Here is a 23,305-nt window from a genome sequence, read left to right as displayed (position 1 = left end):
GTGGCTTGATCGGCGGGAAACTTCCGCCTGCGGGCCGCTTTTGTGATCCCCGCGGTTGGAATCTTGCTTGACGCCCTCTTGAGAAAATGGAATAAATATTTCAGAAACTGGATGCGACGGTTTTTATATTCCGTATGACAAGTCCAGAAAAGTTTGCGCGGCGTTTCGCGCACTCTAGGGGCAGAGGCATCGCTGGCAGCAGGGGTTGCATGGCCACGATGCCGATGTTCGCGGAGCTTCCGGATCAGGACGGTGTGGCCGGGCACCATGTGGAGGAGACGAAATGAAAAAACTGATATTGAGCGTGGCTGTTACAGCCTTGATGAGCACGTCGGCATTGGCCGCCAATATTGGCGTGTCGATGGCGCAGTTCGACGACAACTTCCTGACGGTCCTGCGCAATGGCATGCAGGACTATGCCAAGACGCTGGATGGCGTGAAGCTGCAGGTGGAAGACGCGCAGAACGACGTTGCCAAGCAGCAGAGCCAGATCCAGAACTTTATCGCCTCGAAGGTCGATGCCATCATCGTCAACGCGGTGGATACGGACGCGACGGCCGCCATGTCGAAGCTGGCGACCGCAGCGGGCATTCCGCTGGTCTATGTCAACCGTGAACCGGTCAACGTCAACGAACTGCCGGCAAAACAGGCCTTTGTTGCATCCAACGAAGTCGAGTCCGGCACGCTGGAAACCAAGGAAGTCTGCAAGCTTCTGAAGGGCAAGGGCAAAATCGTCGTCATGATGGGTGAATTGTCCAACCAGGCGGCACGCCAGCGGACGAAGGACATTCATGACGTGATCGCCACGGACGAATGCAAGGGCCTTACCATCGTCGAGGAGCAGACCGCCAACTGGTCGCGCACCCAGGGTGCCGACCTCATGACGAACTGGCTCTCCGCCGGTCTGGAATTCGATGCCGTCATTTCCAACAATGACGAAATGGCCATCGGCGCGATCCAGGCCCTCAAGGCTGCCGGACGCAAGATGGATACGGTTGTCGTGGCCGGCGTTGACGCCACGCAAGATGCACTTGCTGCCATGGCCGCCGGTGATCTCGACGTGACCGTGTTCCAGAATGCCGCCGGTCAGGGCAAGGGTGCGGTCGATGCCGCTCTGAAGCTGTCGAAGGGCGAAAAGGTTGAGACCAAGGTCTATATTCCTTTCGAGCTGGTGACGCCGGACAATCTGTCGAAGTACCAGTCCAAGAACTAAGGCACCGCGCCTTGCACCGGACCGCGCTTTTGGGCGCGTTCCGGCCTTTGCTCAATGTCTCGGGAGGAGACGACTATGGCAGTCAGCCCAACAACGATGGCTGCGGTTCGCGCCAGTGGTGCGGTGCCGAACGCCGAATATCTCTTGAATGTTGAAGGTATCCGCAAGGAGTTTCCCGGTGTCCTGGCGCTGGACGATGTGTCGTTTCGCCTGAAGCGCGGGACAGTGCATGCGCTGATGGGCGAAAACGGTGCCGGCAAATCCACGCTGATGAAAATCCTGGCTGGAATATATGTTCCAGATCAGGGCGAGGTTTTCCTGAAGGGGCTGCCGATCCGGCTGAAATCGCCGCTCGATGCGCTGGAAAACGGCATTGCCATGATCCATCAGGAGCTGAACCTGATGCCTTTCATGACGGTGGCCGAGAATATCTGGATCCGGCGCGAGCCGAAAAACATGTTCGGCTTTGTCGATCACGGCAAGATGTTTGCAATGACGGCCGAGCTGTTCAAGCGGCTGAACATCGCGCTTGATCCGGAAGCGCAGGTGCGGGATCTCAGCGTCGCCAACCGGCAGATGGTGGAGATCGCCAAGGCGGTCTCCTACGAATCCGATGTGCTGATCATGGATGAGCCGACCTCGGCGCTGACCGAGCGCGAGGTGGCGCATCTGTTCGAGATCATCCGCAGCCTGCGCAGCCAGGGCATCGGCATCGTCTACATCACCCACAAGATGAACGAGCTGTTCGAGATCGCCGACGAATTCTCGGTATTCCGCGATGGCCGTTATATCGGCACGCATGCATCCACCGACGTGACGCGCGACGACATCATCAAGATGATGGTCGGGCGTGAGATCACCCAGATGTTCCCGAAGGAGACCGTGCCGATCGGCGAGGTCGTGCTCTCGGTGAAGGACCTTGCGCTGAAGAATGTGTTCAGCGGTGTTTCCTTCGATGTGCGGGCGGGCGAAATTCTCGGTATTGCCGGGCTGGTCGGGTCGGGACGCTCCAATGTTGCCGAAACCATATTCGGCGTGACACCCGCCACGACGGGTTCGATTGCCGTCAACGGCAAGCCGGTTGCCATCGCTTCGCCGAACCAGGCGATCCAGCATGGCATGGCCTTCATCACCGAAGACCGCAAGGAAACCGGCTGCCTGCTCATTCTCGACGTTCTGGAGAACATGCAGATCGCCGTGCTGCAGGACCGGTTCGTCACATTCGGCTTTGTTTCGGAAAAGGGTATTGCCGCGGCCTGCAAGGTGATGAGCGACAAGCTGCGGGTCAAGACGCCCAATCTGCAGGAGCGGGTCGAAAATCTTTCCGGCGGCAACCAGCAGAAGGTGCTGATCGGCCGCTGGCTTTTGACCAATCCGAAAATTCTCATTCTCGATGAACCGACGCGCGGCATCGATGTCGGCGCCAAGGCGGAAATCCACCGCCTCGTTTCCGAACTCGCCAAGCAGGGCGTTGCCGTCATCATGATCTCGTCGGAAATGCCCGAGGTTCTCGGCATGAGCGACCGCATCATGGTGATGCATGAGGGCCGCGTCACCGGTTTCCTGGATCGGGAAGAGGCAACCCAGGTAAAAGTCATGGAGCTGGCTTCCAAGTGAAGCCGCTGCCGGACGGGGAGGAACAACAATGACAAGCGAACAAGCAACCGCGAAGGCAGCCGCACCGGCGATCTCGAAGCAGGGGCGGCGGCTGCCGCCCGAGGTCAGCATCCTCCTGGTCCTGATCGGCATCGCCCTGATCTATGAAGTGCTCGGCTGGATTTTCGTCGGGCAGAGCTTTCTGATGAACCAGCAGCGCCTGACCATCATCATTCTGCAGGTGTCGGTCATCGGCATTATCGCCGTCGGCGTGACGCAGGTCATCATCACAGGCGGCATCGATCTGTCATCGGGCTCCGTCGTCGGCATGACGGCGATGATCGCCGCGAGTTTCGCGCAGGCCTCGACCTGGGCGCGGCCCGTTTATCCCGGCCTGACGGACCTGCCTTTCATCGTTCCACTGGCGATCGGTCTCGGAATCGGCCTGCTTGCCGGTATCGTCAATGGCGCGCTGATCGCGCAGACCAAGATTCCGCCGTTCATCGCGACGCTTGGCATGATGGTGTCGGCGCGCGGCGTCGCCAAGTGGTACACCAAGGGCTCGCCGGTTTCGGGGCTCACCGACCAGTTCAATTTCATCGGCACGGGCATCTGGCCGGTGGTGGTGTTCCTGGTCGTGGCCTTCATTTTCCACATCGCGCTGCGGTACACGCGCTACGGCAAATTCACCTATGCCATCGGCGCCAATGTGCAGGCGGCGCGCGTCTCCGGCATCAATGTCGAACGGCACCTGATCAAGGTCTATGCCATCGCCGGCGTGCTGGCCGGTCTTGCGGGTATCGTCACCGCGGCGCGTGCCCAGACGGCGCAGTCGGGCATGGGCGTGACCTATGAGCTGGATGCGATTGCGGCTGCCGTCATCGGCGGGACGTCGCTGACCGGCGGCGTCGGGCGCATCACCGGCACGGTGATCGGCGCCATCATTCTCGGTGTGATGATTTCCGGGTTCACCTTCCTGCGGGTCGATGCCTATTACCAGGAAATCATCAAGGGCGTGATTATCGTTGCGGCGGTCGTCGTGGACGTCTATCGCCAGAAGAAGAGAAAAGTCTGAAACCAATCTGTAATGCCCGGAACCCATCCGGGCGTCTTTCCAAGAGGTATTGAAATGACTGTACGCTTTGGCCTGCTCGGTGCGGGCCGTATCGGCAAGGTTCACGCAAAGGCCGTGATGTCCAACCCGCAGGCGAAACTTGTAGCGGTGGCAGACGCGTTCGAACAGGCGGCAAAGGACCTTGCGGGCGCCTATGGCTGCGACATCCGCACCATCGATGAGATCGAAAAGGCCGGGGATATCGATGCGGTCATCATCTGCACGCCGACCGATACGCATGCGGATCTGATCGAGCGCTTTGCCCGCGCCGGCAAGGCGATTTTTTGCGAAAAGCCGATTGATCTCAATGTGAAGCGCGTCGAGGAATGCCTTGCCGTCGTCGATGAAACCAAGGCGACCCTGATGGTCGGTTTCAACCGGCGCTTCGATCCGCATTTTGCCGCCGTGCGCAAAGCGATCGACGATGGCGCCATCGGTACGGTGGAAATGGTGACGATCACCTCGCGTGATCCGGGTGCACCGCCCGCCGACTACATCACCCGTTCCGGTGGTATTTTCCGCGACATGACGATCCATGATTTCGACATGGCGCGCTTCCTGCTGGGCGAGGACCCGGTGGCCGTGACCGCTCATGCTTCGGTTCTGGTGGACAAGAAGATCGGTGAGCTCGGCGATTATGACAGTGTCAGTGTCATTCTCTCGACCGCCTCCGGCAAGCAGTGCGTCATCTCCAATTCGCGCCGCGCCACCTATGGCTATGACCAGCGCATCGAAGTGCATGGCTCCAAGGGCATGGTGGCGGCGGAGAACCAGCGTCCGGTGTCAATCGAAGTCGCCAATGGCAATGGTTATACCCGTCCGCCGCTGCATGATTTCTTCATGACCCGCTACACGGAAGCCTATGCCAACGAGATCGCAGCTTTCATCGATGCGATTGCGACGGGCGCCAAGGCCGCGCCGAGTGGCAGGGATGGCCTGATCGCCCTGGCACTGGCTGATGCTGCCCTGCGGTCGGTCAAGGAAGGCAAGACGATCAATCTCTAAGTTTCAATGAAAAACGCCCTGCCGGTGCGGCCACCGGCAGGGCGGTTATATGCAGGGCGAAGAGGGAAATCCCCTCTCACCGCACGTCCACCCAGCGTTGTTCATTGAATGACCGGGCCATGGCGTGCACGGTGCGCTCGATCTCCAGACCATCCTCAAATCCGATCAGACGCGCCGCCTCACCATTGATGCGCTTGATCAGTTCATGGCATTCGATGATCTTGAGGTCGTTGAAGCCGAGACCATGGCCGGGAGCCGGGATGAAGCGTCCATAGGGATCGTGATGCGGTGCGGTCAGGATCGTACGGTAGCCCTGTTCCGTCGGCCTGTCCGCCGTGACGTAGAGCTGGAATTCATTGGCGCGTTCCTGATCGAACAGGATCGAGCCTTTCGAGCCGAAAATCTGCAGGGCAATACGTCCCTTGCGGCCCCAGGCGGAACGGTTGACCTGCAGTGTGCCGGCCACGCCGTTTTCCATATGCAGGAGCACGCTGGCGCTGTCATAGGTTTCAACCGCCTTCATGCCGCCGTCCTGCGTCCGGCGCTCGGCATAGGGTTTTGACATGTCGCACATGACCCGGCTGACCCGGCCAAACAGCGCCCAGAGCAGCGACAGGGGATGCACGGCAAAGTCGTCGAGCGCGCCATAGCCTGACGTCGCGGCATGCTTCCAGTAGAACAGCGCGTCGGGATCGGCCATGAAATCCTCGTCCATCTCGATGCGCAGATGATTGACGTCGCCGATGATCTTTTCCGCCAGCAGCTGGCGGATATGGCGGATGGCCGGACCCTGGATGTAATTATAACCGAGCGCCGCAACCTTGCCGGACTGTTTTGCCGCCGCTGTCATGGCCTTGGCGTCGTCGAATGCCGGGGCCATGGGTTTTTCGCACCAGACGTGTTTGCCGGCCTGAAGCGCGGCCAACGCCATTTCCGGATGAAACTGGTTGGGCGTGGTGATGGAGACGACGTCAACATCCGGATCGTTGATCACGGCGCGCCAGTCGCCCGACGCCTTGGCAAAGCCGAACTCGGCGGCACGCTGGCTGGCAAGCGCGGCATTGGCTTCGCCCAGATGCACGAGACGGACCGGAGGCACATCGCCGAAAACCGCACGGACGGAATTCCAGGCCAGGGCATGGCATTTGCCCATGAAACCGGTTCCGATCAGCCCTACACCCAGTGCGCGCGCATTCTCCTGACCCGACATGTCTTCACTCCCACGACATTTGAGGATGTCTGCATCTCTTGCAGATGTTGATTGAAGTAATCTATAACGAATGAAAATGGAATAACTGATCCGTTTTGCGGAATGGATTATTTTGGTAGTCTCGCCATCCGTATCGCAAAACCAAGGGGAACGATTCGCAATGGGCAGCACGGCCACAGAAGCAACTCTGCCGCAGGACTTCGATGCCTTGCGCACGCTGATCCTGGATCGCCGCCAGCTCCTGCCCAAGCGGCTGGCTCAGATCGCGGCCTATGCCCTCGGCAATCCCGATGAAATCGCCTTCGGCACGGCGGCAAGCATTGCCCAGTCGGCCGGCGTGCAGCCCTCCACGCTTATCCGCTTTGCCCAGCATCTGGGTTTTGACGGGTTTACCAGCCTGCAATCGGTGTTCCGCGAGCGCCTGCGCGAACGCCAGGGCTCGTATGAAGAACGGCTGTCAGGCCTGCGCGGTGATACGCCCGGCCTTTCCAAGAACCGCGTCATTCTCAACGGTTTCCTGACGGCGGCCAGCCAATCCATCCAGACCATTTCCCGCAGTGCCGAGGAGGATGTGCTGGAGCGCGCGGTGGAGATTCTGGCGCATGCGGACACGATCTATCTCATCGCCCGCCGCCGGTCCTATCCGATCTCCGCCTATATGGCCTATGCCTTCGGCAAACTGAAAATCCGCAATCAGCTGATTGAATCGACGGCCGGTATCGACCCGGAAATCCTTTCCTTTGCCCGGCCGCAGGATGCGGCGATTGCCATCAGCTTTTCGCCCTATGCCTCGGCAACGGTCGAGCATGCGGCAGCGCTGGCAGCGCGCGGCGTGCCTGTCGTTGCCATCACCGACAGCGCGTTTTCCCCGCTGGCACAATCCGCCAGCGTGTGGTTCGAGGCGGCGGAAGGCGACTTTTCCGGATTCCGGTCTCTCTCCGGGACAATGGCGCTCGCCATGGCGCTGACTGTGAGTGTGGCGGAACGGCGCCGCAGCCTGTAACAGCGCCAAATGAAATGCGGGAAATCTAAAAAGAATATACATTCCATATTGACGATTTGGTAGAATTATTATTTCATATGCAAAAATTCCCGGCCTGTTTTCAGCGGGATGGATCAGCATATCGGGAGGATCGTCATGGGCAGCGCTGCAACAGGCAAAAAGCTTGATGTCATCACAATTGGCCGCTCGTCGGTGGATCTCTACGGCCAGCAGATCGGCTCCCGCCTCGAGGATATCGCGTCCTTCGCCAAATCCGTCGGCGGCTGCCCGGCCAATATCGCTATCGGCACCGCCCGTCTCGGGCTGCGCTCGGCGCTTTTGAGCCGCGTCGGCGACGAGCAGATGGGCCGTTTCATCCGCGAGCAGATGCTGCGCGAAGGCGTGGCGGTCGATGGTGTCATCACCGATGCGGAACGGCTGTCGGCGCTGGTCATCCTGTCGGTCGAGAACGACAAGAGCTTTCCGTTGATCTTTTATCGCGAGAACTGCGCCGACATGGCGCTGAACGAGGACGACGTCGATCCGCAGTTCATCCGCTCGGCCCGCGCGGTGGTCGTCACCGGCACGCATTTTTCAAAACCCAACACCGATGCCGCCCAGCGCAAGGCCATCCGCCTGATCAAGGAAGCGGGCGGCAAAGTGGTGTTCGACATCGACTACCGGCCGAACCTCTGGGGGCTCGCCGGTCACGGGGCCGGCGACAGCCGCTATATCGCCTCCGATGCCGTATCGAGCCATTTGAAGACAGTGCTGGCCGACTGCGACCTGATCGTCGGCACGGAAGAGGAAGTGCTGATCGCCTCCGGTGAAGCTGATCTGCTCGCCGCTTTGAAGACCATCCGCGCGCTTTCCGCCCATGCGACCATCGTGCTCAAGCGCGGGCCGATGGGCTGTATCGTCTATGAGGGCGCCATATCGGACGATCTTGAGGACGGCATTGTCGGCAAGGGATTTCCCATCGAGGTGTTCAACGTACTGGGCGCGGGCGATGCCTTCATGTCCGGTTTCCTGCGCGGCTGGCTCGGCGGCGAGAGTCTTGCCACGGCGGCGACCTGGGCCAATGCCTGCGGCGCCTTTGCGGTATCGCGTCTCCTGTGCTCGCCGGAAATCCCGACATTCGAAGAGCTGCAATTCTTCCTTGAGCACGGCAGCCCGCAGCATGCCCTGCGCAAGGACGAGGCGATCAATCACGTGCACTGGGCAACCACGCGCCGCCATGACATCCCTTCCATGATGGCCTTTGCCATTGACCATCGCGTGCAGTTTGAGGACCTTTCCAAAAGGCTTGGCGCGGATATCGGCCGGGTGCAGGTATTCAAGGAACTGGCCGTCAAGGCCGCCGCACGGGTTGCGGATGGCCGTAGCGGTTATGGCATGCTGCTCGATGAAAAGTTCGGGCGCGAGGCGATGTTCGAATTTGCCCGGCATAATTTCGACTGGCTCGGCCGCCCGGTCGAACTGCCGGGTTCGCGCCCGCTGCGTTTTGAATTCTCGCAGGATATCGGGTCACAGCTGGCGGAATGGCCGGTGGATCATTGCATCAAATGCCTGTGCTTCTATCACCCGGACGATCCGGCCGACCTGAAGGCGGAGCAGCAGGCGAAGCTGCGCACCCTGTTCGAAGCGGCGCGCAAGGTCGGGCGTGAACTGCTGATCGAGATCATTGCCGGAAAACACGGGGTGCTCGACGACATGACCATTCCGCGGGCGCTGGAAGAGCTTTATGCGCTTGGCATCAAGCCCGATTGGTGGAAGCTCGAGCCGCAGGCTTCGGCCGCCGCATGGAAGAAGATCGAGGCGGTGATCGAAAAGAACGATCCGTGGTGCCGCGGTGTCGTCCTGCTCGGGCTGGAAGCGCCGCAGGATGAGCTGGAAGCAGCGTTCGCTGCCACCGCCAACGCCCCTGTCGTCAAAGGCTTTGCCGTTGGCCGCACCATTTTCATGGACGCCGCCGAACAATGGCTGGCGGGGAAGATATCCGATGAGGCGGCCATTGCCGATATGGCCGATCGTTTCGAAAAATTGACCAGGGCGTGGCTTGCCAGCCGCAAGCAACAAGCGGCATAGCATCAGGCCGGGAGGAGATTGACATGACCAAGACGATACGCCTGACGATGGCGCAGGCATTGACGCGGTTCCTTGCCAGCCAGATAACCGTGATCGACGGCCGGAAGGTGCCGGTGTTTGCCGGTGTCTGGGCGATTTTCGGCCACGGCAACGTGGCGGGTCTCGGCGAGGCGCTGTATCAGCTGCGCGATGAACTGCCGACCTACCGCGCCCACAATGAGCAGGCCATGGCGCATGCGGCCATCGCCTTTGCCAAGGCCAGTTTCCGCCAGCGCATGATGGCGGTGACGAGTTCCGTCGGGCCGGGCGCAACCAATATGGTCACCGCTGCGGCGCTTGCCCATGTCAACCGCCTGCCGCTGCTGCTTCTGCCTGGCGATGTCTTTGCCAACCGTATTCCCGATCCGGTTCTGCAGCAGGTGGAAAGCTTTGGCGACGGCACGGTTTCGGCCAATGACTGCTTCCGTCCTGTCTCGCGCTATTTCGACCGGATCACCCGGCCCGAACAGATCATTCCGGCGCTTGCCCGCACCATGGCGGTGCTGACCGATCCGGCCGAGTGCGGTCCAGTGACGCTGGCGCTGTGCCAGGATGTGCAGGCGGAAGCCTATGACTATCCGGAAAGCTTTTTCGACGAGCGCGTGTGGACAACGCGCCGCCCGCGCCCGGACCGCGGGGAACTGGCTGCCGCCGTCGAACTGCTCAAATCAGCGAAAAAGCCGCTGGTCATTGCCGGCGGCGGTGTCATCTATTCGCAGGCATCGAACGAGCTGAAAGCTTTTGTGGAAGCGGCGGGTATTCCCGTCTGCGAAACGCAGGGTGGCAAGTCCTCATTGCCTGACAATCATCCCCTGAACATGGCAGCCATCGGCGTGACCGGCACATCGGCGGCCAACCGTCTGGCGGAAGAGGCGGATGTCATTCTGGCCGTCGGCACGCGCCTGCAGGATTTCACCACCGGTTCCTGGGCGCTGTTCCGCAATGGACACAAGAAATTCATCGGCCTCAACGTGCAGGCTTTCGATGCGGGCAAGCACCGGGCGGCACCACTCGTCGCCGATGCGCGGGAAGGGCTGCTGGAGTTGGCTGCGGCAGCTGCCGGTTACAAGGTACCTGCGAGCTGGACCGAAAATGCCAAACAGGGCAAGGCGGAGTGGCAGAAGGCCGCCGCTGAGGTCACCGGACCGACCAACGCGGTGCTGCCATCGGATGCACAGGTGATCGGCGCCGTGCAGCGGGCCATGGGCAGCGCGGCGACAGTCCTGCATGCGGCGGGCGGATTGCCGGGTGAAATGCACAAGCTGTGGCAGGCAGGCGCACCGGGCTCCTATCACGCCGAATACGGTTTTTCCTGCATGGGCTACGAGATCGCCGGCGGGCTCGGGGCGAAAATGGCCAAGCCGGACGACGAGGTGGTCGTGATGATCGGCGACGGTTCCTATCTGATGCTGAATTCGGAGATCGCCACCTCGGTCATGCTGGGCCAGAGGATCACGATCGTGCTTCTCGACAATCGCGGATTCGGTTGTATCAACCGGCTGCAGATGGGCACCGGTGGCGCGAACTTCAACAACCTCCTGAAAGACTCGCACCACGCGGTTTTGCCCGACGTCGATTTTGTCGGCCATGCAAAAAGCCTCGGGGCGATTGCCGAAAAAGCGACCTCCATTGCCGAACTGGAAGCCGCGCTGACACGCGCCAAGCAGAATGACCGAACCACGGTTGTCGTCATCGATACCGACCCGCTTGTTTCCACCGACGCCGGCGGCACTTGGTGGGATGTGGCCGTGCCCGAGGTCAGCCAGCGCCCGCAGGTCAATGCCGCGCGCAAGGCCTATGAAGAGAAGCTGAAACTGCAGCGCGTCGGCGATTAACCCGATTTGTAGCTGAACCACGCACACAACAACTGAAGGAAGATAAGAATGATCCGTATCGGGGCGAACCCAATCGGCTGGTCCAATGATGACATGCTGGAAATCGGTGGAGACATCCCGCTGGAAACCTGTCTGGAACAGGCGAAGGCGGCCGGGTTCACCGGCATGGAGCTGGGCAACAAGTTTCCGCGCACCGCGGACAAGCTGCGTCCGATCCTCGCGGCGTTCGGCCATGACCTCGTCAGCGGCTGGTACTCGACCGAACTGCTCGTGCGCGATGTCGACGCCGAACTGAAGGCTGTTGTCGGCCACGCTACCCTCTTGAAGGAGATGGGCTGCAAAGTCCTCATCGCCGCCGAAACATCGAACGCGATCCACTCCAACAAGGAGGTGCCGCTGTCGGCCCGCCCGGTTCTGGAAAAGGCTGCGTGGGCCGAGTTCGGCAAGCGCTATACGGCCTTCGCCGAAGCGGTGAAACTGACCTATGGCCTGCAGGTGGTCTATCATCACCACATGGGCACCGTGGTGCAGACCGAGGCCGAGATCGACCGGTTCATGCAGGTGACGGGCGATGCGGTGCATCTGCTGCTCGACACCGGCCATGCCACCTGGGGCGGCGGCGATCCCGCACGTCTTGCCCGCCATCACAAGGCGCGCATCAGCCATGTGCATTGCAAGGATATCCGCGAGGCCGTCATGTGGCAGTCCAACCGCGAAGACTGGTCCTTCCTCGATTCCGTCCTTGCCGGCGTTTACACGGTTCCCGGCGACGGCATGATCGACTATGTTCGTGTCCTCAAGGAACTCCAGGGCTATAGCGGCTGGGTGGTTGTCGAGGCAGAGCAGGACCCTGTGAAGGCTGATCCAGCCGTCTATTCCAAGCTTGGCCACGCCAATCTCAGCCGCTTCATCAAAGAGGCAGGATTGGTTTGACCAGCGATTCCAAGCATCCGTTTTTTCGTCCCCTGTGGCGGCGTATTGCCGTCGTGGCCTTCTGCGTGGCATGGGCCATTTTCGAGTTCGTCACGGGTACGCCGTTCTGGGGGACGATAGCGCTTGGCTTTGCCGGTTATGGCATCTGGCAGTTTTTCATCGCTTTTGACGCATCCGACCCGGCCAAGCCGGCGGATGCGGACGGGAAAGAGGAATAGGACCATGTCGAAATTGTTGCTCAAGGCGAAAACCGGCACCGGCCGCGTGGCGCATGTCACGCCGGAAACCGCCGGCTGGACCTATGTCGGCTTCGATCTCAATCGCGCTGCGCCGGGGCAGACCATTGCCGGACGCAGCGGCGACACCGAAGTCTGTCTCGTTTTCGTGACGGGCAAGGGATTTGCCCAGGTGAACGGCCACGATCTCGGTTTGTTGGGCGAGCGCATGTCGCCATTCGAGGGCAAGCCGTGGTCGGTCTACATGCCCGCCAATTGCGACTGGTCGGTGGTGGCCGATACGGCTGTCGAACTTGCCGTCTGCTCGGCGCCAAGCCTCGGCGGCGATCTGCCGGTCCGGGTGATTGCGCCCGACGATCTCGGTCAGGAAACGCGCGGCAAGGGCACCAATACGCGCTATGTCACCAACATCCTGCCGGAAAGCGAACCGGCCGATTCCCTGCTCGTGGTCGAGGTGATCACGCCGGGCGGACACACGTCGAGCTATCCGCCGCACAAGCACGACCAGGACAACCTGCCGGCGGAATCCTACCTGGAAGAAACCTATTATCACCGGCTCAATCCGCGCCAAGGTTTTGCCTTCCAGCGGGTCTATACCGATGACCGGTCACTGGACGAGGCCATGGCGATCGAGGATGGCGATGTGGTCATGGTGCCCAAGGGTTATCATCCCTGTGCGGCCTGCCACGGCTATGACCTCTATTATCTCAATGTCATGGCTGGTCCCAAGCGCACGTGGAAATTCCACAACGCACCCGAGCATGAATGGCTGATGAAGTAGGCTCCACGCTACAATCTACCACCGCAGAATGAAGCGGCCGGCAATCGCACCGATCAGCCCGGAAGAAATCACGCCCAGCGTGTACCAGATGGCGATGAACGGCATGGCGCTTTCATCGCAGTGGAAAGAGTAGATCAGCGCGGCAATCGATCCCGCCGCAAGGCCCGCCGCAGTCCCGGCAACCGTGGGCCGCGTCGGCGCCAGGCCGCGCAGCACCCAGAAGGCGCCGAACAGCAGCGGCAGCGACAGCACCACGATGTTGAAGGTGCAGACCGTGATCGTGTGCCCCTTCATCATGTTGGCGTAGTGATCGCGCGGCGACATGGCAAGCTGAGCGAAGGCAAGCATGCAGATGAGGGCAATGGCGACCGCCATCACGGCAAGGCTGACGCGGATGCTGCCAAGCGGGTAGGCAATGCGTTTGACCGCCCAGGCGCCGCCCATGGCAAGCACGAGCGTATAGGTGAATTTGACCCAGAAGGCCATGGTTCCCGCCGCGGTCATCAGGTCCGGGCGCATGCCCAGCCACGACCACATGAGAATGGCGGAGGCGACCGAGCTGATGCCGAGGCCGATGCCGATCCGCCGCAGCACGGCTTTGCGCGATACCGGCTTCAATTCGCCGGCGAGACGCTCGATCAGATCATTTGTCGTCATCGGCTGCCTGTCCTCTCAACTTCGCGGCTATGGCCTTCAATCCCCTGTGAATGCTGACCTTCACAAGCGATTCGGAAAGGCCGGTACTTCGGGCCGCTTCCGCAATCGACTGCCCTTCTATCTTGGTCCGGTAAATCAGATCCCGTGATTTCTCCGGTATGGTCTGCAACAGCCGGTCCACATCCATGCGGTCTGCGGCGGCATCTGAATTGTCCGGTGCAAACAGGTCTTGCGCGTCGTCCAGCGGCACGGTTGCCCGGATGCGGTTGCGCCGGAAATGATCGATCAGCTTGTAGCGCGCAATCGCATGCAGCCACGCGGTGAAGGGCCGATCCGGCTCGTAGGTCTGCCGCCGCGTGTGCAGGGCGAGCAGTGTTTCCTGCACCAGATCATCCGCGTCACCCCGGTGGGCATCGGCCAGACGGCGCAGAAAATACCGGCGCAAAAGCTTGGCCACCTCATCGAGCAGCACACGATAACTCTGCGCGTCACCCGCAAGGCTTGCGAGCATCAGTTCCTTCAAACGCGCTTCGACCGAATGCACCCTGGTTCATTCCTTTATTCGCAGCGGCGGCGAAAAGGTTACAGATGTGCCGATCATATCGACAGCGGTTACCGCATGCCAGTGGCCGATAGTCGAACTTTTCGATCACCAATCCGTGATCGGTGTAACCAAATTCCGTTGCCCGGCGAATTGCCTGATGTGACCGGCCGACAGTTCCGGTCGACGCCAGAAAAATCAGGAGGCCGTCATGGGGTTGCGCAGTAAAGTTGGATATGTGTCCGCAGTGTCTGTGATTGCAGGATTGCTCAGCCTTGGCGCTGGCGCCGCCTTTGCCGGCAACGGCAAGCCGCTGACTGTCGTTGAACTCTTCACCAGCCAGGGCTGCTCGTCCTGCCCGCCTGCCAATGCCAATCTGATCGAGATCAGCAAGCGGCCGGATGTTCTGGCCCTCAGCTTTGGCGTGACTTATTGGGACCGGCTCGGCTGGAAGGATATCTTCGCCGCGCCTGAATATACGGACCGGCAGGTTACCTATGAGCCGCCGCTCGGCCGCGACGGACCGTTCACCCCGCAGATGGTCGTCAACGGCCGCGCGGATGTCGTCGGTAACCGCATCGGCGAGATCGACCATCTGATCGCTACCGCGCCAAAGCCCGATCCGTTGTCCGTTGTGATCAGCGACAATTCGCTCGCCATCGCTGCGGGCAAAGCCCCCGCAAACGGAGCCGATATCTGGCTGGTGACCTATGACGACAAGACCGTCAACGTTCCCGTCAGCCGGGGCGAAAATACCGGCCACACGCTGCCGCACAAGAATGTGGTCCACAGCCTGTCCAACCTTGGACACTGGGACGGCAAGGCGGTGACCCTGGACATTGCTCCGGCCAAGCCGGGCCTGCGCACGGCCGTCCTGATACAGGCGCCGCATGGCGGGCCGATCCTGGCTGCTGCCACAAACTGAATTGCGCAGCTGCGGACAAAGAATTCCTGGCATGAACAGCTGTGAGACACGCAGCGCGATGCCCAGGAAGTGTGGATGACCGCATGGCATCCGAAACTCAACGGCACGCAGATACGTGTCTTATTCAAATCGAGGAGACCACCATGAACATTCTTGCACGCCGCATTGCCCTCTCGGCCTTTGTTCTCGCTTCCGGTCTTGCCGGCATCAACAGCGCCCTTGCGCAAGATGCCATGAAGGCAGACCCTATGAAGATGAGCAGCAAAAAGGCTGACTGCATGAAAAAGGCCGGCATGGAGAAAGACTCCATGAAGAAGGATGCCATGACCAAGGAATGCGACAAGCAGGCCATGGCCAAGGATGCGATGAAGCCCGATGCCATGAAGAAAGATGCGATGAAGCCGGACGCCATGGCGCCCAAGAAGAACTAACAATCCTTCCGGTGCTGTCCCGCGAACGGGACGGCACCGGATCCATTGCCCGACAGCCAAGGATAGCATCATGACAAGTGCAACTGATCATGAACCGGCACGGCCCAGGAAAATTCTGTTCTACCGGCATTCGATTGCCGTGCGGCTGACCCACTGGCTCAATGTCCTGTGCCTCAGCTTTCTCCTGATGAGCGGTCTGCAAATCTTCAATGCCCATCCCGATCTCTATTGGGGACAGTACGGTGCCGATGCTGACCATTCCTTCATCTCGATCGGTGCCGTCAGCGACGGCGACACGATCAAGGGCATCACCCGCGTCGGCTCGATCTCGATCCCGACGACAGGTGTTCTTGGCGCGTCGACGGTTGACGGCGAACTGACGCCGCGCGCCTTTCCAAGCTGGATCACCATTCCGGGTTATCAGGACCTGGCGACCGGGCGGCGCTGGCATTTCTTTTTCGCCTGGTTCTTTGTCATCAACGGGTTCGTCTATCTGCTCTACGGGCTGATCGCCGGGCATTTCCGCCGGGATATCGTGCCGACCAGGGACCAGTTGACGCCGCAGCATCTGGCGCATGAGATTGGCGAACATGCCCGCCTGCGCTTTCCCAAGGGCGAAGAGGCGCGGCGCTACAACAGCCTGCAGAAGCTGACCTATATGGCCGTCATTTTCATCCTTCTGCCGCTGATGGTGCTGACCGGCCTCACCATGTCACCGGGCTTCAACGCCATTTTCCCGTGGCTGCTCGATGTCTTCGGCGGACGCCAGTCGGCGCGCACCATTCACTTCATCACCGCATCTCTGCTTGTCGCCTTTGTCGTTGTGCACCTGGTGATGGTGCTGGCATCCGGCGTCTGGAACAATCTGCGCTCGATGATCACCGGCTATTACGGCCTGACGGTCGAGACCGGCAAGGAAACAGTGAAATGAAGTTGGAACTTACCCGCCGCCGTTTCCTGATCGGCTCCAGCGTTGCCGCGACCGGACTTTTGACCGGGTGCGATGCGCTGGTGGAAAATGCCGGCGTCAACGATATCCTGCAGAAGGCCGAAGCGCTGACCATGGGCTCGCAGCGTCTCCTGCAGGCGCATGCGCCGCTGGCGCGCGAATTCACCGAAGCCGACCTGTCGCCCACATTCAAGGCCAATGGCACGCAGATGCCCGACAGCGAGGACTACGCCCGGTTGATGGAGGGCAATTTCGCCGACTGGCGGCTGGTGGTCAACGGCATGGTGCGCACGCCGCTCAGCCTGTCGCTGGCCGATCTGAAGGCGATGCCGTCGCGCACGCAGATTACCCGGCACGATTGCGTTGAGGGGTGGAGCGCCATCGGCAAATGGACCGGCGTTCCCCTCGGTCTTGTCCTGCAGAAGGCGGGTCTTGCCCCCGGCGCCCGCTATGCGGTGTTCTACTGCGCTGACGAATACGAGAAGTCGCTGGATGGCAGCGGCCAATATTACGAGAGCATCGATCTGATCGACGCCTTTCATCCGCAGACCATCCTGTCTTACAGCATGAACGGCAAGGACCTTGAGGTGGCGCACGGCGCACCCCTGCGGCTGCGCGTCGAACGGCAACTGGGTTACAAGCATGCCAAATATCTCATGCGGATTGAACTGGTTGACAATTTCAGGGGCCTGTGGGGCGGCAAGGGCGGCTTCTGGGAAGATCGCGGCTATGAATGGTATGCGGGTATCTGAGCGGTTCGGCTGGAGTCAGGCGGCGGCGATGACTTCGATTTCGACAAGCCAGGCTTCGGACAATGTCTGGGCGGCAATGGTTGTCGTGGGGATCGTGCGTCCGCCCAGCGCCGCCACCCGCGCATTCTGGTTGGCTTCGGCAAAGGCCGGATCGCGCAGGTAGCTCGTCGTCCTGACGATATTGTCGACCGTCATCCCGGCGCTGGCCAGGATGGCCCGGATGTTGTTCCAGACGAGATCGAGCTGTTCTGCCAGGGTCGTGCCGGGTATACCGTCCTGATCGAGGCCCATGGTGCCGCTGATATAGAGGAAGCGTTCCGGCTGCTGCACTTCCAAGGCATGGAGATAGTCTGGCGTTGCCGGGTAAACGCCGTTGCGGGGATTGCGCGCAATCAGTTTCATGATCTCAATTCCTTCCGTGGAAAATGGGGGTGGCTGGAGAACCGGAGAGTTCCAATAGCTGTGGCTGGTGATGCGCAGGACGCTCAGAGGTGAGGCGGGTTCCTCGCTCTTTGACGGGCCGGGGAAAAACTAGCACGGCCGCACCCCTTCGGAAATGGGCTGTTCCATTGAAAGTGCTGACGGGGAGCATCCCATCCGTGGTAGAACACGAGGTGGAGAAGACCGGAGGAAAACACCATGGACATGAATGCCACACCTGCTAATGCACTGGTGCCAACCCTCCATCGTCTGCGCACGTCCTGGCTGGCACACCGGCCGGATTACGCCCAGCGCCAGGACGATCTGAAGCGCCTGCGCGCCGGGTTGAAGGACCGGCTCGAACCGATGGTCAAGGCGATCAGTGCCGATTTCGGCCATCGCTCGCGCCATGAAAGCATGCTGGGCGAAGGCATGACCGTCTTTGGCGAGATCGATCACATGCTCTCGCATCTGAAATCCTGGATGAAACCGCAACGCCGTTCGGCCGGATGGCGCATGTGGCCAGCCAAGGCGGAAGTCCGGTACGTGCCTCTGGGCGTGGTGGGGGTCATTGCCCCCTGGAACTATCCGGTCAATCTCGCCCTGACGCCGCTCGCCACAGCCATCGCTGCGGGCAACCATGTTTACCTGAAATCGTCCGAACATACGCCGCGCACCAGCGAATTCCTGCGGGAACTGCTGGCCGATGTCTTTCCGGAAGACCGCGTTGCCGTGGCGCTCGGCGGTGCCGATGTGGGCGGCGCGTTTGCCGGTTTGCCCTTCGATCACCTGCTGTTCACCGGCTCCACCGCCGTCGGCCGCAAGGTCATGGCATCGGCCGCCCCGAACCTGACACCCGTGACATTGGAGCTCGGCGGAAAATCGCCCGTATTCATCGGTGAGGACGCGCCTTTCGCCAAGGCGGTGACGCGCATTGTTACCGGCAAGCTCTACAATGCCGGCCAGACCTGCATCGCGCCGGACTATGCGCTGGTGCCGCTGGCGCGGCGCGATGAATTTGTCGAGGCCATGCGGACCGAGGTCAAATCGCGCTATGCGCAGCTCGATGCCAATCCCGACTATACCCATATCGTCAATGAGGGGCAGTATCGCCGCCTGCGCGGCCTGCTTGATGATGCACGGGAACGCGGGCTGGATGTGATGACGCTGGTCGAGCCGAAAGATGCGGCACGGGCAGAAACCGAGCGCCTGCTGGCGCCGGCGCTGGTGCTCGATCCCGGCGATGACAGCAAGATCATGCAGGAGGAAATTTTTGGCCCGATCCTGCCGGTCAAGACCTATGGCAGTGCCGATGAGGCCATTGCTTATATTAACGGGCATGACCGGCCGCTGGCATTTTACTGCTTCAGCAATGACAAGGCCGAAACCGAAAAAATGCTGGCGAACATCGTGGCGGGCGGCGTTTGCGTGAACGAGACGCTGTTCCACAATGTCTGCAACGATCTGCCGTTTGGCGGCGTCGGGGCCAGCGGCATGGGCCATTATCACGGGCGCGAGGGCTTTCTGACCTTCAGCAAGATCATGCCGGTGTTGCATCAGGCGAAGATGCCGCTGTCCGACCGGGTCAAGCCGCCCTACAGGGGATTGGCAAACCTGGTGGTCAGGCTTTTCGCGCGCTGAAATTCACGAGAACGGCAGTGTCCGTGACCTTCAGTACCGACGCTGGCCTCAAAGGTTCGCGGCGGTCGCTTCGCTCAAGCGCTTCCCAGGCCCGAAGATCAGAAAGCTGATCACTGCCAGAACCCAGACGCCCGCCCCGCCATAAAGCATGATCAGGCCAAAGCCGTGGATCAAGGCGCCATGGACGAGCGTCCCGGCCGGGTCGAGAGCCGTGAGTTCGGGAAAAGTCTGCGGGAGGCTCGCAAAGTTTCCGGCGGCGATTTTCTCCGCCAGCAGACGCAGCCGCGACGGGTCGAACGCCCCGGCAAAGGCGCTTCTGAGATAGGACAGGGTGCCTTCCAGCAGGATAAAGCCCATCAGCGCGATGTTGATGGCGAGCGTAATCAGCCGGGCACTCATGTCGATGCCCGACGCCATGCCGGCGCGGGCGCTCGAAACCGAGCCGGTGGTCGTGTTGGTGACCGGCGTGTTGGTCAAGCCCAGCCCGATACCCGCCAGCAGGCAGCCGGGCAGCATGGTCAGCCAGCTTGCATGGTCGGCGCTGCTGCCAAACCGCATCAGCATGAAGCCAAGGCCGATGGTGAACAGCCCGAGCGGAATAACAATGCCGGGCCGGTAGCGGAGCGATAAGCGCTCCGCCAATGGCGGGGTGACCAGGGTGGGCAGCGTATAGGCCAGCAGCGACAGTCCAGCCGCGACAATGTCGTAGCCAAGTCCGCTCTGAAAATAGATCGGCAGGTAGATCATCAGCGGCCAGAAGCTGAAATTCATGCCGATCGAGCCGAGAATTGCCCCGGAAAAGTTGCGGATGCGAAAGACGGAAAAGTCGAACATGGGATGCGGGCTGCGTTTTTCCGCGACGATGAAGCCGATGAAGCTCACCGCCGATGCGCTGATGATGGCCAAGGCGGTGACGCTGGTAAAGCCGAGATCGGGGCCCTGCGTGATGAAATAGGTGAGGCCGAAAACCGCCAGCGACAGGGTGGTGATGCCGAGGACATCCAGTTTCTTCGCTTCGGGATCGCTGGATTCCACGATGCTGCCGAAGACGAGAATCAACGTCAGGATGGTCAGGGGAACGTGCACCAGGAACACCCATTGCCAGCTGGTGAGGGCAACGATGATGCCGCCGATAATCGGCCCGAAACCAAGGCCGATGCCGAAGATGATACCCCATATGCCGAAGGCCTTGCTGCGCTCACGCCCCGCCTGAAACTGATGCGACAGAATGGCAATCTGGCAGATCAGCATGGCACCGGCGGCAATACCCTGGAGAAAACGGCTGACGATCAGGATGGCGGCATCCTGGGCAAGGCCGCATACGAAGGATGTGATGGCAAACAGCACCAGACTGATGACGAAGATGCGCTTGCGGCCATAGCGGTCGGCCAGCGTGCCGACGGCCATCAGCACCGTGGTGCAGGCAATGGTATAGGCGTTCATGATCCACTGCATGTCCTTCAGGGTGCCATGCAGAACTTTTTCCAGGGTTGGCAGAATCACCGGCACGCTCGAAATTTCGAGGCCGAACATGAGGGACGACAAACATATGGCGGCCAGCGCCACCATGTTCCTGCGGGAGGAGGAGAGGGACATGGATCGTTCTTTCCAAAGGTTGCACCTGGCAATAGAACGCACCTTCCCCGGCACGCATGCGGTGCCGGTGAGTTCCGGGCCAAGTCAGGACGAAAAAGCACCGGCTCGGCGGGATGACCGGTCCGATGGTCGCCGAAGCGGGTAATGCCCACTTTAGGTCAGTTCGTATCATGACAAAAATGATTTAATTTACTAGAATAAATTAGCGATTGTCATTAATCTACTGACATGGATTTCGACCCAACACTGTTACGCGCCTTCGTGGCTGTCAAAGAAGCTGGAAACTTTACCCGGGCCGCCCGGCGGCTGAACCTGACGCAATCTGCTGTCAGCCATCAGATCCGGCGGCTGGAGGAGCAGGTTGGCCGGTCGCTGCTCTACCGCACCACGCGCAGCGTCAGGCTGACGGAAGATGGCGACGATTTCCTGCGCTATGCCTGCCAGATCCTGCATTCGCTCGATGCCTTGAGCCGCCGCTTTCAGGCATCGCCCGTATCGGGCATCGTGCGCTTCGGCGTGCCGGAAAATTTCATCGGGGACCGGCTGCCGACATTGCTGTGCCAGTTTGCCCGCACCAATCCGGAGGTCCAGCTCGACGTGAATGTCAGCATGAGCCTTGATCTTCATGCGATGGTCAGAGCCAGCGAACTCGATCTGGCCGTCGTGCTGACATTGCCGGAGGCGGCCAACGGTAAAGTTCTCAAGCAGACGCAATTTGTCTGGGTGGCGGCTGAAACGTTCAAAGTGCCGCCGGGCACGTCATTGCCTTTCGCGTTTATCCCTGCTCCATGCCTCAACCGCAAGGTCGGCGTCGAAGCGCTGGACCGGACCTCGATCGATTGGCACGTCGTTTTCACGTCGGCGAGCATGCAGGGGATCCGCGCCGCTGTGCTGTCAGGGCTGGCAATGACCGTGATGACCCGCGATGATCTTGAACCGGGAATGAAGATTCTTGACGGCCAGTATGGCCTGCCATCGCTGCCGACGGCAGTTTTCAGCCTGATCTGGAGCGAAGAGGGGCAGACACCCGCCACCCGCGAATTCGGCCAGCTCGTTGTTGACATGCCGGAACAGGCGGCAGCGGCAAAACTGGCGAGAGCGGGCTGAGGCGCCGCGTTCATTTTGCCGCCATCAGACCAGCGGCAACGAGGAGCAGCCCGCCAGCACTCCCTTCGACCATCCTCCGGCGCCGGTCGTTGAATCCGCCGCGCCCGGCCAACTGCCCGATGGCGAAGCTGAGAATCACGTAGACGACGGCGCACCAGAGGACAAAGACAGCCGACAGGATCGCCGTCTGCAGCGCAATGCTGCTGCCGGGCTGGATGAACTGGGGCAGGATCGCGAAGTAGATCATCATGCCCTTGGGATTGAGAAAGGCGGTGAGGAAGCCGCGCTGGAGTTGCCGCTTGGCCGGCCTGGCAGCAACGGGCATCCGTCCGGCCCGCAATGCCGACGCGATGAGCTTGCAGGCGAGGTACAGGAGATAGGTGATGCCGATCCAGCGCAGCGCATCGAACAGCAGCGGCGATGCCGCCACGATAGCCGCAAGGCCGAGGGCAACGAGGGTGGAGTGGACGAGGTAGCCAAGGCACACACCGGCTGTCGCACGCAGGCCCGCGCTGCGTCCGCCTGCAATCGCCTGCGATGCAACGAACAGCATGTCCGGCCCCGGCGTACAGATCAGCGGCAGTACGGTTGCTGTGAACAGCAATAGTGTGTGTATTTCCATGGCTGGAACCGTAGCGCACGCTGCGCGCAATGGGATTGCAAAGATTTCACGATATGATGTTTTCCTGGCATAATTATTATATTCTATCTGAAACATTGGCAGGAAATTTCAATGATGCTGGATGAGATCGACAAGCGTATCCTTCGCGCGCTTCAGAAGGACGGGCGCATGCAGAATGTGGAGCTAGCCAGAGAGGCTGGCCTGTCGCCATCGCCCTGCCTGCGCCGCGTGCGGCTGCTCGAAGAGGCTGGTGTCATCGACCGCTATGTCGCCGTGCTCAATCCGGCCAAGGTCAATTTATCGCTCTCGCTGTTCGCGCGGGTGTGGCTGACGGCGCAGGATGCCGAAACCATCGATCATTTCATGGATGCGATGAAGAGGCTGCCCCAGGTGGTGGAATGCTACATCATGCTGGGGGAGAGCGACGCGCTGCTGCGGGTTGTGGTCGCCGATCTTGACGAATACCGGCGTTTTCAGGCCTCTCATCTGACGCGGGTCAATGGCATCCAGAACGTCAAAACCGATGTGCCGAGCCAGATTGTGAAGCAAACCTATGCTCTGCCGCTGGATTAACCGGCAAAAAACCGAAAGCCAGCGGCAAACCGCAATTTGCGCAGCGCCGATCTGAAAAC

General features: G+C 60.6%; 23 protein-coding genes. 17 read left to right on the top strand and 6 right to left on the bottom strand.

All coding sequences use genetic code 11. The features are described from left to right. Positions 1-283 precede the first annotated feature (283 nt). The 4 genes from ACTJJ7_RS21355 to iolG all read left to right on the top strand — a co-directional run bounded on the left by ACTJJ7_RS21355 (position 284) and on the right by iolG (position 4,928). Positions 284-1,213 carry a sugar ABC transporter substrate-binding protein gene (locus ACTJJ7_RS21355; protein ID WP_440968746.1) on the top strand — a complete coding sequence of 310 codons (930 nt, stop codon included), beginning with the start codon at positions 284-286 and terminating at the stop codon, positions 1,211-1,213. A gap of 75 nt (positions 1,214-1,288) precedes the next feature. After that, the gene (locus ACTJJ7_RS21350; RefSeq protein ID WP_440968745.1) at positions 1,289-2,830 is read left to right on the top strand and encodes a sugar ABC transporter ATP-binding protein; all 1,542 of its coding nucleotides are present in this window, start codon (positions 1,289-1,291) and stop codon (positions 2,828-2,830) included. 28 nt (positions 2,831-2,858) lie between these two features. Continuing rightward, positions 2,859-3,884 carry an ABC transporter permease gene (locus tag ACTJJ7_RS21345; protein ID WP_105731944.1) on the top strand — a complete coding sequence of 342 codons (1,026 nt, stop codon included), beginning with the start codon at positions 2,859-2,861 and terminating at the stop codon, positions 3,882-3,884. Between the two features lie 54 nt (positions 3,885-3,938). Beyond that, positions 3,939-4,928: an inositol 2-dehydrogenase gene (gene iolG, locus ACTJJ7_RS21340; protein WP_440968744.1), complete on the top strand. Its 990-nt coding sequence runs from the start codon at positions 3,939-3,941 to the stop codon at positions 4,926-4,928. Positions 4,929-5,004: 76 nt separating this feature from the next. Here iolG and ACTJJ7_RS21335 read toward each other — a convergent pair whose 3' ends face one another. Then, a complete protein-coding gene (locus tag ACTJJ7_RS21335; RefSeq protein ID WP_440968743.1) occupies positions 5,005-6,138 on the bottom strand; it encodes a Gfo/Idh/MocA family protein in 1,134 nt (377 codons plus the stop codon). A gap of 160 nt (positions 6,139-6,298) precedes the next feature. Between ACTJJ7_RS21335 and ACTJJ7_RS21330 the strand changes: the two genes are divergently transcribed. The 6 genes from ACTJJ7_RS21330 (at position 6,299) to iolB (ending at position 13,032) form a co-directional block, all read left to right on the top strand. Continuing rightward, positions 6,299-7,141 carry a MurR/RpiR family transcriptional regulator gene (locus tag ACTJJ7_RS21330; protein ID WP_440968742.1) on the top strand — a complete coding sequence of 281 codons (843 nt, stop codon included), beginning with the start codon at positions 6,299-6,301 and terminating at the stop codon, positions 7,139-7,141. 135 nt (positions 7,142-7,276) lie between these two features. Further along, the gene (locus ACTJJ7_RS21325; RefSeq protein WP_130269690.1) at positions 7,277-9,208 is read left to right on the top strand and encodes a bifunctional 5-dehydro-2-deoxygluconokinase/5-dehydro-2-deoxyphosphogluconate aldolase; all 1,932 of its coding nucleotides are present in this window, start codon (positions 7,277-7,279) and stop codon (positions 9,206-9,208) included. 23 nt (positions 9,209-9,231) lie between these two features. Beyond that, entirely contained in the window at positions 9,232-11,082 is a 1,851-nt protein-coding gene (gene iolD / locus ACTJJ7_RS21320) for a 3D-(3,5/4)-trihydroxycyclohexane-1,2-dione acylhydrolase (decyclizing) (protein ID WP_440968741.1), read from the top strand. A gap of 48 nt (positions 11,083-11,130) precedes the next feature. Continuing rightward, positions 11,131-12,015 carry a myo-inosose-2 dehydratase gene (iolE, locus tag ACTJJ7_RS21315; RefSeq protein ID WP_440968740.1) on the top strand — a complete coding sequence of 295 codons (885 nt, stop codon included), beginning with the start codon at positions 11,131-11,133 and terminating at the stop codon, positions 12,013-12,015. Continuing rightward, the gene (locus ACTJJ7_RS21310; protein ID WP_130269695.1) at positions 12,012-12,233 is read left to right on the top strand and encodes a DUF3329 domain-containing protein; all 222 of its coding nucleotides are present in this window, start codon (positions 12,012-12,014) and stop codon (positions 12,231-12,233) included. Before iolE ends, ACTJJ7_RS21310 begins: the two co-directional genes overlap by 4 nt. 4 nt (positions 12,234-12,237) lie before the next feature. Then, entirely contained in the window at positions 12,238-13,032 is a 795-nt protein-coding gene (gene iolB / locus ACTJJ7_RS21305; RefSeq protein WP_105731951.1) for a 5-deoxy-glucuronate isomerase, read from the top strand. Between the two features lie 15 nt (positions 13,033-13,047). Here iolB and ACTJJ7_RS21300 read toward each other — a convergent pair whose 3' ends face one another. After that, the gene (locus tag ACTJJ7_RS21300) at positions 13,048-13,689 is read right to left on the bottom strand and encodes an NrsF family protein (protein ID WP_105731952.1); all 642 of its coding nucleotides are present in this window, start codon (positions 13,687-13,689) and stop codon (positions 13,048-13,050) included. After that, on the bottom strand, positions 13,676-14,233 hold the full coding sequence (locus tag ACTJJ7_RS21295) for a sigma-70 family RNA polymerase sigma factor (protein ID WP_105731953.1): 558 nt from the start codon (positions 14,231-14,233) through the stop codon (positions 13,676-13,678). Before ACTJJ7_RS21295 ends, ACTJJ7_RS21300 begins: the two co-directional genes overlap by 14 nt. 208 nt (positions 14,234-14,441) lie before the next feature. Here ACTJJ7_RS21295 and ACTJJ7_RS21290 point away from each other — a divergent pair, with 208 nt between their 5' ends. The 4 genes from ACTJJ7_RS21290 (at position 14,442) to ACTJJ7_RS21275 (ending at position 17,287) form a co-directional block, all read left to right on the top strand. Then, positions 14,442-15,155: a DUF1223 domain-containing protein gene (locus ACTJJ7_RS21290; RefSeq protein WP_440968739.1), complete on the top strand. Its 714-nt coding sequence runs from the start codon at positions 14,442-14,444 to the stop codon at positions 15,153-15,155. A gap of 143 nt (positions 15,156-15,298) precedes the next feature. After that, positions 15,299-15,586 carry a pentapeptide MXKDX repeat protein gene (locus tag ACTJJ7_RS21285; protein WP_105731955.1) on the top strand — a complete coding sequence of 96 codons (288 nt, stop codon included), beginning with the start codon at positions 15,299-15,301 and terminating at the stop codon, positions 15,584-15,586. A gap of 70 nt (positions 15,587-15,656) precedes the next feature. Continuing rightward, entirely contained in the window at positions 15,657-16,517 is an 861-nt protein-coding gene (locus ACTJJ7_RS21280; RefSeq protein WP_440968738.1) for a cytochrome b/b6 domain-containing protein, read from the top strand. Beyond that, the gene (locus tag ACTJJ7_RS21275) at positions 16,514-17,287 is read left to right on the top strand and encodes a molybdopterin-binding protein (protein WP_130269702.1); all 774 of its coding nucleotides are present in this window, start codon (positions 16,514-16,516) and stop codon (positions 17,285-17,287) included. Before ACTJJ7_RS21280 ends, ACTJJ7_RS21275 begins: the two co-directional genes overlap by 4 nt. Positions 17,288-17,302: 15 nt before the next feature. Here ACTJJ7_RS21275 and ACTJJ7_RS21270 read toward each other — a convergent pair whose 3' ends face one another. Next, positions 17,303-17,689 (bottom strand): RidA family protein, encoded by a 387-nt coding sequence (locus ACTJJ7_RS21270; protein WP_105731958.1) that lies wholly within the window; start codon positions 17,687-17,689, stop codon positions 17,303-17,305. 237 nt (positions 17,690-17,926) lie between these two features. Between ACTJJ7_RS21270 and ACTJJ7_RS21265 the strand changes: the two genes are divergently transcribed. After that, positions 17,927-19,348, top strand: a complete 1,422-nt coding sequence (locus ACTJJ7_RS21265) for a coniferyl aldehyde dehydrogenase (RefSeq protein ID WP_440968737.1) — start codon at positions 17,927-17,929, stop codon at positions 19,346-19,348. 48 nt (positions 19,349-19,396) lie between these two features. Here the strand turns inward: ACTJJ7_RS21265 and ACTJJ7_RS21260 are convergent, their stop codons facing one another. Further along, positions 19,397-20,944: an MFS transporter gene (locus tag ACTJJ7_RS21260; RefSeq protein ID WP_440968736.1), complete on the bottom strand. Its 1,548-nt coding sequence runs from the start codon at positions 20,942-20,944 to the stop codon at positions 19,397-19,399. 228 nt (positions 20,945-21,172) lie between these two features. Here ACTJJ7_RS21260 and ACTJJ7_RS21255 point away from each other — a divergent pair, with 228 nt between their 5' ends. Next, positions 21,173-22,051 (top strand): LysR family transcriptional regulator, encoded by an 879-nt coding sequence (locus ACTJJ7_RS21255; RefSeq protein WP_440968735.1) that lies wholly within the window; start codon positions 21,173-21,175, stop codon positions 22,049-22,051. Between the two features lie 10 nt (positions 22,052-22,061). Here the strand turns inward: ACTJJ7_RS21255 and ACTJJ7_RS21250 are convergent, their stop codons facing one another. Beyond that, positions 22,062-22,673 (bottom strand): LysE family translocator, encoded by a 612-nt coding sequence (locus ACTJJ7_RS21250; protein WP_440968734.1) that lies wholly within the window; start codon positions 22,671-22,673, stop codon positions 22,062-22,064. Between the two features lie 111 nt (positions 22,674-22,784). On the opposite strand from ACTJJ7_RS21250, the gene ACTJJ7_RS21245 reads away from it, so the two are divergent. Beyond that, positions 22,785-23,246 (top strand): Lrp/AsnC family transcriptional regulator, encoded by a 462-nt coding sequence (locus ACTJJ7_RS21245; protein ID WP_105731963.1) that lies wholly within the window; start codon positions 22,785-22,787, stop codon positions 23,244-23,246. Positions 23,247-23,305: the final 59 nt, after the last annotated feature.

Origin of the sequence: Phyllobacterium sp. 22229 (genome assembly GCF_052056495.1) — a bacterium.
Classification (GTDB): Bacteria; Pseudomonadota; Alphaproteobacteria; order Rhizobiales; family Rhizobiaceae; genus Phyllobacterium; species Phyllobacterium myrsinacearum.
Note: the sequence above shows the minus strand (reverse complement) of the source record. Positions and strands in the feature narration are given on the sequence as shown.

Coding starts and splice junctions, on each gene's coding strand:
- ACTJJ7_RS21355 (WP_440968746.1), top strand. CDS start 284: ATGAAAAAACTGATATTGAGCGTGGCTGTTACAGCCTTGATGAGCACG.
- ACTJJ7_RS21350 (WP_440968745.1), top strand. CDS start 1,289: ATGGCAGTCAGCCCAACAACGATGGCTGCGGTTCGCGCCAGTGGTGCG.
- ACTJJ7_RS21345 (WP_105731944.1), top strand. CDS start 2,859: ATGACAAGCGAACAAGCAACCGCGAAGGCAGCCGCACCGGCGATCTCG.
- iolG (WP_440968744.1), top strand. CDS start 3,939: ATGACTGTACGCTTTGGCCTGCTCGGTGCGGGCCGTATCGGCAAGGTT.
- ACTJJ7_RS21335 (WP_440968743.1), bottom strand. CDS start 6,138: ATGTCGGGTCAGGAGAATGCGCGCGCACTGGGTGTAGGGCTGATCGGA.
- ACTJJ7_RS21330 (WP_440968742.1), top strand. CDS start 6,299: ATGGGCAGCACGGCCACAGAAGCAACTCTGCCGCAGGACTTCGATGCC.
- ACTJJ7_RS21325 (WP_130269690.1), top strand. CDS start 7,277: ATGGGCAGCGCTGCAACAGGCAAAAAGCTTGATGTCATCACAATTGGC.
- iolD (WP_440968741.1), top strand. CDS start 9,232: ATGACCAAGACGATACGCCTGACGATGGCGCAGGCATTGACGCGGTTC.
- iolE (WP_440968740.1), top strand. CDS start 11,131: ATGATCCGTATCGGGGCGAACCCAATCGGCTGGTCCAATGATGACATG.
- iolB (WP_105731951.1), top strand. CDS start 12,238: ATGTCGAAATTGTTGCTCAAGGCGAAAACCGGCACCGGCCGCGTGGCG.
- ACTJJ7_RS21300 (WP_105731952.1), bottom strand. CDS start 13,689: ATGACGACAAATGATCTGATCGAGCGTCTCGCCGGCGAATTGAAGCCG.
- ACTJJ7_RS21290 (WP_440968739.1), top strand. CDS start 14,442: ATGGGGTTGCGCAGTAAAGTTGGATATGTGTCCGCAGTGTCTGTGATT.
- ACTJJ7_RS21285 (WP_105731955.1), top strand. CDS start 15,299: ATGAACATTCTTGCACGCCGCATTGCCCTCTCGGCCTTTGTTCTCGCT.
- ACTJJ7_RS21280 (WP_440968738.1), top strand. CDS start 15,657: ATGACAAGTGCAACTGATCATGAACCGGCACGGCCCAGGAAAATTCTG.
- ACTJJ7_RS21275 (WP_130269702.1), top strand. CDS start 16,514: ATGAAGTTGGAACTTACCCGCCGCCGTTTCCTGATCGGCTCCAGCGTT.
- ACTJJ7_RS21270 (WP_105731958.1), bottom strand. CDS start 17,689: ATGAAACTGATTGCGCGCAATCCCCGCAACGGCGTTTACCCGGCAACG.
- ACTJJ7_RS21265 (WP_440968737.1), top strand. CDS start 17,927: ATGGACATGAATGCCACACCTGCTAATGCACTGGTGCCAACCCTCCAT.
- ACTJJ7_RS21260 (WP_440968736.1), bottom strand. CDS start 20,944: ATGTCCCTCTCCTCCTCCCGCAGGAACATGGTGGCGCTGGCCGCCATA.
- ACTJJ7_RS21255 (WP_440968735.1), top strand. CDS start 21,173: ATGGATTTCGACCCAACACTGTTACGCGCCTTCGTGGCTGTCAAAGAA.
- ACTJJ7_RS21250 (WP_440968734.1), bottom strand. CDS start 22,673: ATGGAAATACACACACTATTGCTGTTCACAGCAACCGTACTGCCGCTG.
- ACTJJ7_RS21245 (WP_105731963.1), top strand. CDS start 22,785: ATGATGCTGGATGAGATCGACAAGCGTATCCTTCGCGCGCTTCAGAAG.